The 12242-nt window shown below is 66.3% G+C and carries 11 protein-coding genes; 2 read left to right on the top strand and 9 right to left on the bottom strand.

From position 1 onward, the window contains the following. Positions 1–46 precede the first annotated feature (46 nt). The 9 genes from WS51_RS01170 to WS51_RS01130 form a co-directional block, all read right to left on the bottom strand. Positions 47–382: a Rieske (2Fe-2S) protein gene (locus WS51_RS01170; RefSeq protein WP_059448053.1), complete on the bottom strand. Its 336-nt coding sequence runs from the start codon at positions 380–382 to the stop codon at positions 47–49. 3 nt (positions 383–385) lie between these two features. Then, complete coding sequence (locus tag WS51_RS01165) at positions 386–697, bottom strand: YciI family protein (RefSeq protein WP_060273664.1); 312 nt, start codon at positions 695–697, stop codon at positions 386–388. A gap of 5 nt (positions 698–702) precedes the next feature. Beyond that, the gene (locus WS51_RS01160; protein ID WP_059799901.1) at positions 703–1578 is read right to left on the bottom strand and encodes an intradiol ring-cleavage dioxygenase; all 876 of its coding nucleotides are present in this window, start codon (positions 1576–1578) and stop codon (positions 703–705) included. Between the two features lie 28 nt (positions 1579–1606). After that, the gene (locus tag WS51_RS01155) at positions 1607–2674 is read right to left on the bottom strand and encodes a maleylacetate reductase (RefSeq protein ID WP_069228456.1); all 1068 of its coding nucleotides are present in this window, start codon (positions 2672–2674) and stop codon (positions 1607–1609) included. 7 nt (positions 2675–2681) lie between these two features. Continuing rightward, positions 2682–4148: an aldehyde dehydrogenase family protein gene (locus tag WS51_RS01150; protein WP_060128168.1), complete on the bottom strand. Its 1467-nt coding sequence runs from the start codon at positions 4146–4148 to the stop codon at positions 2682–2684. A gap of 36 nt (positions 4149–4184) precedes the next feature. Further along, positions 4185–5204, bottom strand: coding sequence for a hydroxyquinol 1,2-dioxygenase (locus WS51_RS01145; RefSeq protein ID WP_069228455.1), 1020 nt, complete (start codon positions 5202–5204; stop codon positions 4185–4187). A gap of 41 nt (positions 5205–5245) precedes the next feature. Continuing rightward, positions 5246–5740, bottom strand: a complete 495-nt coding sequence (locus WS51_RS01140) for a cupin domain-containing protein (RefSeq protein WP_069228454.1) — start codon at positions 5738–5740, stop codon at positions 5246–5248. Positions 5741–5854: 114 nt separating this feature from the next. Then, positions 5855–6784 carry a LysR family transcriptional regulator gene (locus tag WS51_RS01135; RefSeq protein WP_038740855.1) on the bottom strand — a complete coding sequence of 310 codons (930 nt, stop codon included), beginning with the start codon at positions 6782–6784 and terminating at the stop codon, positions 5855–5857. 137 nt (positions 6785–6921) lie between these two features. Next, complete coding sequence (locus tag WS51_RS01130; RefSeq protein WP_059504078.1) at positions 6922–8172, bottom strand: MFS transporter; 1251 nt, start codon at positions 8170–8172, stop codon at positions 6922–6924. A gap of 502 nt (positions 8173–8674) precedes the next feature. On the opposite strand from WS51_RS01130, the gene WS51_RS01125 reads away from it, so the two are divergent. Both WS51_RS01125 and WS51_RS01120 read left to right on the top strand, forming a co-directional pair. Continuing rightward, a complete protein-coding gene (locus tag WS51_RS01125; protein ID WP_069228453.1) occupies positions 8675–10159 on the top strand; it encodes an aminotransferase class V-fold PLP-dependent enzyme in 1485 nt (494 codons plus the stop codon). A 504-nt stretch (positions 10160–10663) separates the two neighbouring features. Then, positions 10664–12196 carry an amino acid permease gene (locus WS51_RS01120; protein ID WP_059543038.1) on the top strand — a complete coding sequence of 511 codons (1533 nt, stop codon included), beginning with the start codon at positions 10664–10666 and terminating at the stop codon, positions 12194–12196. Positions 12197–12242: the final 46 nt, after the last annotated feature.

Below are 12242 nucleotides of genomic sequence, written 5' to 3'. Positions count from 1 at the left end.
GATTACAGCGTGGCCCGATTCCAGTCGCGCAATCCCGCCTTCAGAATCAAGCGCTGCGACAAATCACCCACGCCGCCGAATCCACCTCGACGGCCACGGCTTCCAGCCCGGCACCCGAACACGGCCCGTCGATGCATACGCCATCGTCGAACCGGAACAACGCGCTGTGATGCGCGCACATCAGCACCTGGGACCGATAGCAGGAAACGTTGCCCGGCACGAAATCGAGCGGAACCGAGAAATGCGGGCATCGATTCACGTAAGCCCACACCTGCTCCCCGCGCCGCACGACGACGACAGGGCGCCCGATGCGCGCTTCGTCGACGACGTGTGCCCCGCCGTCCGGCACGTCGGAGAAGCGGCAGAGTCGAGCGGCACCCATGATTCACGCTCTCCGTTCGGGATTGCCGAGGCTCCAGTCCCACGGTCGTACCTCCACGCGCGAGAACAACCCCTCCTTCACGTACGGATCGTTGCCGACGAACTGCATCACCGCATCGATGTCGTCGGCTTCGACGACGAGCAACGTGCCGTTCATCGCATCGCCCTGCGGATTGAGCGTCGGGCCGCCGAGCCGCACATAGACGCCGTGCTGCGCGGCGGCGCGCAGGTAGGTCCGATGCGTGGACCGCACGCGGTCGCGCACTTCGCGCATGCCGGGCTGGTCGGTCGCAAACACTGCAAAGAATCGCGCCATGTCGGTCAGCTCCGGTCGAGCACGAAGTCGTACGTCGCTTCGCGGTACGCACCGCTCAACCCGAACCGACGCGCGAGTTCATCGTCCGCCGCGCGCGGACGATAGGCCACCATCAGCGACGGCTTCACGCCGAAGACGGCATCCGACTTCAGATACACGTCCTCCTCGTCGAACAGGTGCGTGACGAGCTTGCGGTAGCCCGGCGCGTCGATCATGAAGTGCAGATGCGCGGGCCGCCACGGATGACGGCCGGTGGCATCGAGCATCTTCCCGACCGGGCCGTCGGTCGGAATCGGGTAGCTGACCGGCAAAATGGTCGTGATCGCATAACGGCCTTCGGCGTCGGTGCGATAGCGGCCGCGCAGGTTGCCGTGAGGCTGCGCGGTGTCCTGCCCGGAATACATGCCGTTTTCCGCCGTCTGCCACACGTCGAGCACGGCATCGCGCACCGGCGCGCCGCCGGTGTCGAGCACGCGGCCATGCACGACGACGGGTGTGCCGGGCGTCAACGCCATGTTCTCGCCATACGCGCGCTCGGGCATGCCTTCGATGTAGAACGGGCCGAATACGGTCGTTTCCGTCGCGCCGGTGGCGAAGCGATGGTTGATCGCATCGACCAGCATCGACACGCCCAGCGTGTCGGACAGCAGGATGAATTCCTGGCGCACGACGTCGTCGCACATCTGCCCGGTTTCGGTCAGGAAGCGAATCGCGGCCATCCATTCGGCCTCGGTCAACTCCGTCTCGCGAACGAACGCATGCAGATGCCGCACGAGGCTCTGCATCAGCGCGCGCAGGCGCGGGTTCGGCGTACCGTCGAAGCTGGCGACGACCTGCTCGGTCAGCCGCGTATCGCCGTCGTCATGAAGCTCATTCGTCACGTTCGTCTCCTGTCATGCAGCCGGCCGCTCAATGCGGCTCGCGCCCTTCCCACGCATGCTGAAGCAATTCGCGAATCGGCGCGCGTTCGATCGGCCGCGGATTCGCATAGGGATTGCGGCAAGCGAGGTCGGCGGCTTCGTCGAGGCCCGCTTCCGGCATCCCGACGTCGGCAAGCGCCGGCGACAGGCCCAGTTGCCGGTTCAAGCGAAACAACAGCGGGCCGGCGTCGGCCGCGTCGGTGCCGCCCAGCGCCCGCGCGACACGGCGCAGCGCGTCGGGCGCCGCGGCATGGTTGTAGTGCGCGGTATGCGGCAACATCGCAGCGTGCGTCTGTGCATGCGGCAGGTTGAAGGTGCCGCCGAGCGTATGACACAGCTTGTGATGCAACGCCATGCCGACCGAGCCGAGACACGTGCCGGCGAGCCATGCGCCATACAACGCGCGGCTACGCATCTCACCATCGTCCGGATCACGAACGATCGCGGGCAGCGCCTCGCCGAGCGCACGGATCGATTCCTCCGCCATCAGGCTGATCACCGGGTTCGCATCTTCCGCGTAGAGCGCCTCGACCGCGTGCGCCATCGCATTGACGCCCGACGCCGCAGAAATCCCCGGCGGCAGCGAGAGCGTCAGCGACGGATCGTAGAGCACCGTGCGCGGCAGCACGCGCGCATCGCGCCCGGTGCGCTTGAGGCGGCCTTCCGTGAGCCCGAAGATCGGCGTCATCTCCGAGCCCGCGTAAGTGGTCGGCACGGCGAGGATCGGCAGCGACGACTCAAGCGCGATCGCCTTGCCGAGCCCGATCGTCGAGCCGCCGCCGATCGCGACGCAACAATCCGCGCCCAGTTCGACGGCCATCTCGCGCGCGGCCCTCGCGACCTCGACCGGCACGTGCATCACGGCTTGCGCGCATACGCCGGCCGCGCGCTCGCCGAGCACGCTCCTGACCCGTTCGGCGAGCGGCTGCTGTTCCGGCGTCGACAAAATCAGCGCCCGCTGCGCGCCAAGCGCGGACAACTCGTCCGGCAGCCGTTCGAGCGCGCCCCACTCGAACACGACGCGCGACGGCGTTCCCTGATAGACGAAGCGCTCCATCGCGACCTCAACGCTTGAAGTGCGGCGGCACGTTGCCGTCGACGTTGACCCACACCGAGCGCGCTTCCGTGTAGTCGTGCATCGCCTCGAAGCCCATCTCGCGGCCGTAGCCCGACTTGCCGATGCCGCCGAACGGGCTGCCCGGATTGACGCGCTTGTAGCAGTTGATCCAGCACATGCCCGCATCGATTCGCGCCGCCATCTTGTGGGCGCGGGAAAGATCGTTGGTCCACAGGCCGCTGCCGAGCCCGTATTCGGTCGCGTTGGCAATCGACAGCGCTTCCTCGTCGCTGCCGAAGCGCAGCACGGTCACGAACGGACCGAACACTTCCTCCTGCGCGATGCGATCGGCGGCGCTCTTCGCTTCGATGACCGTCGGGCGCACGTAGTAGCCGTTGGCGAGCGCGGCATCCTGCGGCGCACTGCCGCCCGCGAGCACGCGGCCGCCCTGCTCGCGCGCGACGTCGACGAACGACAGCACGCGGTCGAGATGCTGCTTCGACGTCAGCGGACCCATTTCGGTGTCCGGATCAAGCGGGTTGCCGACGCGGATCGACGACGCTAGCGACACGAAGCGCTCGAGAAATGCGTCGGCGATACGTTCGTGCAACACCAGCCGCGAGCCCGCGATGCAAGCCTGCCCCTGGTTGTGGAAGATCGCCCACGCGGCGCCATTGATGGCGGCGTCGAGGTTTGCATCGTCGAACACGATGTTCGCGCCCTTGCCGCCCAGTTCGAGCTGCACGCGCTTCAGGTTGCCCTGCGATGCGTCCACGATCCGGCGGCCGGTCGCCGTCGAACCCGTGAACGCGATCTTCCCAATACCGGGGTGTTCGGCAAGACGCTGGCCGGCCGTATGACCGTAGCCGGGGACGATATTGACGACGCCCGCCGGAAAGCCGACCTCGGCCATCAGCTCGACGATGCGCAGCGTCGACAACGGCGTGATCTCCGACGGCTTGAGCACGACCGTGTTGCCGGCCGCCAGCGCCGGACCCATCTTCCAGCTCGTGAACATCAGCGGAAAATTCCACGGCACGATCTGGCCGACGACGCCGATCGGCGCGCGCTGCACATAATTCAGAAAGCCGGTTTCGACCGGAATCACCGAGCCCTGCAGCTTGTCGGCCATGCCGCCGAAGTAGCGGAAGCATGCGGCCGTGCGCGGCACGTCGAGCGCGCGCGAATCGCGGATCGGGTGGCCGGTGTCCAGCGATTCGAGCTGCGCGAGTTCCTCGGCGTTGGCTTCGATCGCGTCGGCGAGGCGCAACAGCAGCCGGCCGCGTTCGGCCGCCGGCATCGCCGACCACTGCGGGAACGCGCGGGTCGCGGCTTCGACCGCCAGATCCACGTCGGCCGCGGTGGCGGCCGCGATCTTCGCGATCAGCGAGCCGTCGTGCGGATTCAGCACGTCGATCGTGCCGCCGTCGACGGCGTCGACGAAGCGCCCGTCGATGAAAAGTTGGGTTTGCATGAATCGTCCTCGATGTATTGCTGAAGTGCGTGCTGCTCAGAACTCGATCGGATACGGCGCCAGCTCACCGCTCTCGTATCGCTGCGGCAGGTCCGGCGTCGCGTTTTCCCAGACGAGCAGCATCGAGCGCTTCGTCGAATAGCCCTGGTGCCGGATGTCGGCGGGCATCGCGCAGATGTCGCCGGCCCGCATCGTGATGCGCGCGCGCGGCGCGCCGGTATTCTTGTCGCCGATGTCCCACACGATTTCGTCGGACAGCTGCAGGAACCATTCGACGCGGTCGTTGCCGTGGAACACCGGCAGGATGAATTCCTCGGTGGTCGGACAGAACAGGCTGCGCCCGCACACGGACGTGACCGACGGATTCCACGTCACGTCCGAACGCGACAGGTACTTGAAGAGGTTGAACGCGTGCAGTTCACCTTCGAAACCGGGCTTCACGTGCACTTCCGGCTCGTCCTGCGCGACGTCGAGGAACGCGCGATTGACGGGCAGCGCGTCGCGCAGCGGCGAGTCGCCGTCGAGGCCCGGCATGCGGCGAGTGGCAATCCGCGTGCGTTCGATCGCCGCGCCGTTCTCGCCGTGCTTGCGCCCGAATGCCGTGCCGGTTTCCTCGGGTGCCGCGAACGGATCGAAACCTTCGTTGGTCCAGTCGTGCAGCATCGCCTTGAAGGTCGCCATGATCGTCGGCGTTTCGAACGTCTCGGTGTAGTCGACGCCCGCTTCCTTCAGGATGCCGTTGAACGTGCCCGCGTAGACGTCGACCTTGCCGTAGTGATTGCGCGTGCCGAACACATGATCGAAATTCACCCAGCCGTAGAAGAAGCCCCACGCGACGTCGCGCATCATCGCGCGCAGGAATGCGTCCGCGGGCATCGCGTGCGTGCGGGTCTGGCCTTTCGCCGGCCAGCTGATCTTCACGAAGTATTCGTCGCGCTGGAACGCGAACTCGCCAAGCCGGAAGCGGCGGTAACCGGTGACGGCATCGGCTTGCGTCGCCTGCACCAGATCGGCGGCAAAGCCCGCGGAAGGCTCGAGGGTCTCGAGGGTGGCCATAACGTGTCTCCTGGAATCGTTGAACGGGGCGCTCGGATGGATCAGTGCAGGCAGATGTCGGCCCACTTCTCGACGGACAGCTCGCCGAGCACGGTCTGCACGAGCGCGACGCCCGGCTTGCCGGCGGCGAAGCGATACGCGCAGCCGGCCGGCAGCAATGCCTGATGCCCTTTGCGCAAGACGACGTAGCCCATCTCGCGGCCCGCCGGCTGCGAGCCGGCGCTGACGGTGCCGCGGCCGGTGGTCGGCGGTTTGTCGAGCTTGATGAAATCGATGCGAACTTCGCCGTCCATCTGGATCACGAATTCGTCGTGCGCGCAGGCGAACCACGGCGACTGGCCATCCGTGCGCAGCACTTCGATCACGTATTCGAGGTTCTTGCCGGCGACGACCTTTTCGTAGGGAGCCGACTTCGATGCGATCTCGAAGACGTTCGAGAACGCGTAATGTTTTGCGCTGCCGCTGGTGATTTCGATCTCGCCCCTCGCATGGTTGTCGAGCGAGCCAAAGACGGTGTGGAACGCCGTGTCGGTCATTGCTGTCTCCTGAGTTGAACTGCTTGTTGGATTCAACTCTAGGGGCAAGGGCGCCCGTCAACAAGGCAACGGACCGCGACTACGGCATTTGCGATTCGCGAATAATCGCTTCGTTCAGCGAACCCAGCCGCGCTCGAGCAGTGGGCGGTCCCACGGTGATTCGTCGCCGATGTATTCCGCGAGGAATTCGACCAGCGCCTTCACCTTCAGCGCCTGTCGCTGCGTTGCGGGATAGACGGCGGCGAAGCTCAACGGCGCGATCTGGTAATCGGTGAGAATCGGCACCAGCCGGCCCGCGACGAGCGCGTCGCTCGCGACCAGCGTGGGCAGGCACACGACCCCGCCGCCCGTCAGCGCGTACTCGCGCAGCAGGTGCACGGAGTTCGAGCGGATCATGCCGGGCAATTCCATTTCGACGACCTCGTCGCCGCGTGTCAGGGTCCAGCGGTTGCGCGACGGATAGCCGGAATACAGTGCCGTGGTGTGCTGCAGCAATTCGCGCGGATGTTGTGGCGCACCATGTGCTTCGAGGTAGGCCGGCGACGCGCAGAACAGGCGTCGCACCACGAACAGGCGCCGCTCGATCAGCGATTCGGAGATCGGCGGAAAGATCTGGAACGCGATGTCGAACCCTTCTTCGACCGGGTCCACGACGCGGTCGTTGACGATGATGTCGAGCTGAATGCCCGGATAGCGGCGATTGAATTCGGCGAGCGGCACGCCGAAGTGATCGAGCGCGAAACCGGGCAGCATCTGGATACGCAGCCGCCCGGTGGGCGTCGCGCGCAGTTCGCGCATCTGGTCGGTCAGCTCGTTGACGCGCCCGACGACCTCGGCACATTCGCGGTAGAAGGTCTCGCCCACTTCGGACAGGCGCACGTGGCGCGTGCTGCGATGGAACAGCGGCGCGTTGACGAACTTCTCCAGTTGCTGGATGCGGTTCGTCACGACCGAGCTGGTGACGCCAAGCTGCCGCGCCGCTTCCGCGAAACTGCTCGCCTCCGCGACCCTGACGAATGCCTCGATGCTCAGAAACCGGTCCATGCCGCACCCTTCCCGAAACCCAAATCGGCAGTCTAACCGCACCTGCCTGCCGGTTGGGTCACGCCGAACGCGTCACACTGTCACCCGACGGGTGTCAATCCCGCCGGGCGTCCGTGCGAGCGTGACCTCGCGAGACGTTACGGCTGCTTGCCTGCCGACAGCTCGGGCTGCAGGCTCATCCGACGCTGCAGCACGGCCGGCGCGGTTTCCCGCAGCAGCAAGCTGACCACGATGCCGAGCAGCACCGCGCCCATCGGCAACCACAGAATGTTCTGGATCCCGAAGTGTGCGGCAACGTAGCCGCCCATCGCCGGCGCGATGCCGCCGCCGAAGATCTCGCCACAACCGACCACCACGCCGATCGACGTCGACACGAGGCCGACGGGCGCCGCTTCGGTCGCCACCGGGCCCGACAGCAGCGACACCAGCCCGAGCGTGAAGAACGACGCGACGAACAGCACCGCGAACAGAGCGAGCGGCTGCGGCCCCAGGCCTCGGAAAACGTACAGCATCACCGCCGTGCCGGCAAAGCCGACGATGCTCGCGAGGCGGCGGCCCACCAGGTCGGACAGGCCCGGCAGCCCGAACTGCCCGAGAAAGCCGCCGAAGCCGATCGCCGACACCACCAGGCCCATCTTCTGCGTGCCGAGCGCGAGGTAATCCGTCAGGTACAGCGGCAGCAGCGCGCCCAGCACGAACACGCCGGTCATCGCGCAGCACAGCGCGGCCATCGCGACGAGGATGTTGCGGCTCTTCAGCACATGGCCGAGCGACGCCGGTGCATGTTCCGACACGACCTCCTTCGCGCGCTTCGGTTCGCGGATCACGAAGAACATGATCGCGCCGAGGATCAGCCCGGGAATCGCGACGAGCGCGAACACCCAGCGCCACGACACGACGCTGAGCAGTTGCGTCGCGATGATCGGCGACAGCGCGAGCCCGAACAGCGCGAAGCCGCTTTGCTGCAGCCCGAGGTTCAGGCCGCGCCGCCGCGGATGCGACGCGTCGGCGGTGGCCGCGAAGCTGGTCGGGCAGAACGAGCCTTCGGCGACGCCCATCAGCCCGCGAATCGCGATCAGGCCGAGCAGCCCGCCCGCGAGCCCCGAGAAGCCCGACAGCAGCGAGAACGCGATGATCGCCGGGATCAGGACCTTGCGGCGCCCGACCTTGTCGGAAATGCCGCCCATCAGCGCCGCGAAGATGCCCCACGACAGGCCGAGCACGCCGATGCAGTTGCCGACATCCTGCGCGCTCAGGTGCAGGTCCTTCATGATCGAAGGGAACAGCGGCGCGATGAGCCAGCGGTCGAGGCCGACCAGCCCGAAACCGAGCGCTAGCAGCGTCACCGCCTTCCACTCATAGGAGGTATCCCACTCGTTTGCTTTCATGTCCGTCTCCGTGGACCGGTCCGCCTGCACGCGCCGCAGGCGTTCGTGCATGAGTCGGTCCGTTGTCTTGTATGTGCGATGCGACGTGTGTCGCGAGGAAGTGGCGGCCGCCTTTGCCGTTGCAGGCGTCGAATTCAATCAGCCGACGCCCGAACGATAGGCGCGCGCACGCGGATCGGGTATGGAACAACCGGCGAACGCGCCATTCGCGAAACGCAAATAATCGGCCGATCGGTGCGGGAAGCGTCAGCGGGCAGCGCGCAACGCGCGGCGCCACGCGCCGAATGGCGCGCATGCGCGCATCACCGGGGGGAATCCCTCATGGACATCGGCGGAGCGTTGCCGGGCGGCACGCACGATCTCAGGATTCGATTCTCTTCAAATCGCCTTCCGTGGAATGTTTTTCCACATATCTTCTAATAGCCGACTCATTTTGGATCCTTTTTCCCCGCTCCTCCTCGTATCATTTCTCCCTCACGAAAAGAAAGAGCCAGAGAAGGACATGAGCGATACCACTGCGCTGCACTACCTCGACTATGCGGCCACCACCCCCGCGGATCCCCGCGTGATCGAAGCGATGACGGCCTGCCTCGGTGCCGACGGCATCTTCGGCAATCCCGCGTCGAGCTCGCACGCCGCCGGCCGGCTGGCCAGGGAAAAAGTGGAGCATGCGCGCGCGCAGGTCGCCGCGCTGATCGGCGCGGATGCGGACGAGATCGTCTGGACCTCGGGCGCCACCGAATCGAACAACCTCGCGCTCAAAGGCTATGCGGAGACCGCGACCGACAGGCGCCACCTGATCACGAGCCGCCTCGAGCACAAGGCCATCCTCGACACGATGGCCAACCTGTCGAAGCGCGGCATGACCGCGACCTACCTGTCGCCCACGGCCGACGGCGAAATCACCGTCGATGCCGTGGCCGCCGCGATCGGCCCCGACACGGGCCTCGTGTCGCTGATGCTCGTGAACAACGAGCTCGGCACGCTGACCGACATTGGCGCGATCTCGCGCGTCGTGCACGCGGCCGGCGCGCTGCTGCACGTCGACGCGGCGCAAGCACTCGGCAAGACGCCGATCGACGTGCGCGCGCTCGGCATCGACCTGCTGTCGATGTCCGCGCACAAGGTGTATGGCCCGAAGGGCATCGGCGCGCTGTTCGTGCGCCGCGACATCGCCGAGCGCATCGCGCCGCAGATTCACGGCGGCGGCCACGAGCGCGGCCTGCGCTCGGGCACGCTGGCGACGCACCAGATCGTCGGAATGGGCACCGCGTGCGCGCTGGCCGCCGAAAAGCTCGAGCGCGAATCCGCGCGAATCGCGGCGCTCAGCGCACGCCTGAAGGACGCGCTGCTCGCGCTCGGCGACATCACGCACAATGCGGCGGCGGCACGCCGCATTCCGCACACGCTGAGCCTCACGGTCAACGCACCCGGCTTCTTCCCGTTCATGCTCGGCGACGCGCTCGCCGTGTCGTCGACCTCCGCGTGCAACTCGACGAGCGGCGCACCGTCGCACGTGCTGACCGCGCTCGGCCTCGATGCGCAGGCCGCGGGCCGCACGGTGCGCATCAGCTTCGGCCGTTTCACGACCGAGCAGGACGTCGACTTCGCGATCGCGTGTTTCGCGCGCGCGCTCGAACAATGCCGGGCCGCGGCCGCGACCGGGTTCACCGCATCGCGACAAATCGCGCCGGCGGACCTGAAGGCAATTCGTAACGCAGGCTTTCGCGCGGTGATCTGCAACCGGCCGGACGGCGAAAGCGCCGATCAGCCGGCCTTCGACGAAATCGCCGCCGCCGCGCGCGAACTCGGCCTCGACGCGCGCTATCTGCCGGTCGAACCCGGCCGGATCGGCGACGCGGAAGTCGACGCATTCGGTGCGCTGGTCGATGCGCTGCCGAAGCCGGTGCTCGCGTATTGCCGCAGCGGAAGCCGCGCCGGCATGCTGTGGCAACAGCTGACCGCGCGACGCACGGCAACGGTCTGAACGCAGCCTGCATGTAACGAAGCCCCCCGCGTTTGCGCACGAAGCCTGCCGTACGGTGGGCGACCGCGCGGGGCGACCCGCTCCGTCAGGTGACCGGAATGAATGCGATACCGCATCGTTCCCGGTCCATCTCTCCGTCTCCTGAAGTCGCCCGTTGCGTCAGCCCGCTTCGCCACGCGGGTTGATGCCACTCCGGGCGGCACCTTTCCCCTGTATCGATGTTCGACAAGGACGGATCGGCTGCAATCCGTACGGATTTCTTACAAAATTTCGACCTCCTTTCGATGCCCCTGAACGGTGCATGCATCGTGAGTTTCGCCGCATTGCCGAAATCCGATATCGCCGCGAGATTTGGCTTCATACCGTTGCCGTATCGGCTCGGCATGCGACCGCCATCGACGCATCGCGTCGCGTGCCGCCGACGAATTCCAGGAGCGGGCCGCCGTGCCGGGCCCGGGCAGCGATGACGGTCCTGCATCGCAGGACATTCGTGACGGAGCGAACATGGACGCGAAAATCCAGCCTGATACAGGCACCGACAGTGACGTAAGCCTTCTCCACAAGATGGGATACGCGCAGGAGCTGTCGAGACGCATGAACGGCTTCTCGAACTTCGCCGTGTCGTTTTCGGTGATCTGCATCCTGTCGGGCGGCATCACCGCGTTTCAGATGGCGTTTTCCGCCGCCGGCGGCGCATCGATCGGCCTGGGCTGGCCGCTCGGCTCGCTGTTCGCGCTGATCGTCGCGGTGTCGATGTCGCAGATCGCGTCCGCGTTTCCCACCGCCGGCGGCCTCTATCACTGGGGCGCGATCCTCGGCGGGAAGAAATGGGGATGGCTGACCGCTTGGCTCAACCTGATCGGCCTGGTCTTCGTGATCGCGGCGATCAACTTCGGCACCTACGATCCGTTCTTCAAGACGCTGATCGCACCGATGTTCGGCGTCAGTCCGGACAGCCTGACCTGGTGGCACCAGACCGCGTTCATCGCGATCATCACCCTTTCGCAGGCAATCCTGAACGCACGCGGCATCAGGATCGCGAGCAAGATCACCGACCTGTCCGGCTATCTGATCTTCGTCGTGACGATCGCGCTGGTCGTGTCGCTGCTGGTCTACTCGCCGGTCGCGTTCGACCTGCATCGGCTCGTCACCTTCACCAATTACACGGGCGTCGACGGCGGCGCATGGCCAAAGCAGACCACGCCGCTCGCGTTCCTGTCCGGCCTGCTGCTGGTGACCTATACGATCACGGGCTTCGACGCATCCGCGCACACGTCTGAAGAAACGCACGACGCGGCGAAGAACGTGCCGCGCGGCATCATCGGCTCGGTGTTCTGGTCCGCGGCGTTCGGCTACGTGATGGTGTGCGCGTTCGTGCTGGTCATGCCGGACATGACCGCCGCGATGAAACAGGGCACCGGCTTCTTCGAGGCCATCCTCGCGCCGATCCCGAAGACGTTGCGCGTGTGCCTCGAGCTCGCGATGTTCTTCATCAACTACGTGTGCGGTCTCGCCGCGATCATGTCGACCTCGCGCATGATGTACGCGTTCGCGCGCGACGGCGGGCTGCCGGCATCGAAGCTGCTGCGCAGCGTGAATCACAACCATCGGACGCCCGGGCCCGCGATCTGGACGTGCGCGGTGCTCGCGATCGTCGTCACGCTGTATGGCGACGCGTTCTCGGTGTTGAGCGCGGGCAGCGCCGTGTTCCTGTTCATCTCGTATGCGATGCCGATCGGCTCGGGGATGCTCGCCGAAGGGCGAACCTGGACCGAAAAGGGCCCGTTCCAGCTGGGCATCTGGTCGAAGCCGTGCGCGCTCCTCGCGCTGGTGGGCGCCTGCGTGCTCGCCTATGTCGGCATCCAGCCGCCGAACGAGAAGGTGCTCTACGTGCTCGTCGCGTTCGTGGCGGTACTGATGGTGATCTGGTACGGCTTCGGTGTGCGAAAGACCTTCGCCGGGCCGCCGATGCTCAAGGACGCGCGCAATGACGAGCGCATTCGCGAGCTCGAGGCGAACGTCGATCCGACCGTGTGACGCGGCATCGATTCGCACACAGCGCAAAAAACCGGCTCGCGGTTGC

This window comes from Burkholderia territorii, assembly GCF_001718335.1.
Lineage (GTDB): Bacteria > Pseudomonadota > Gammaproteobacteria > Burkholderiales > Burkholderiaceae > Burkholderia > Burkholderia territorii.
This window is presented reverse-complemented; position numbering and strand designations above follow the sequence as displayed.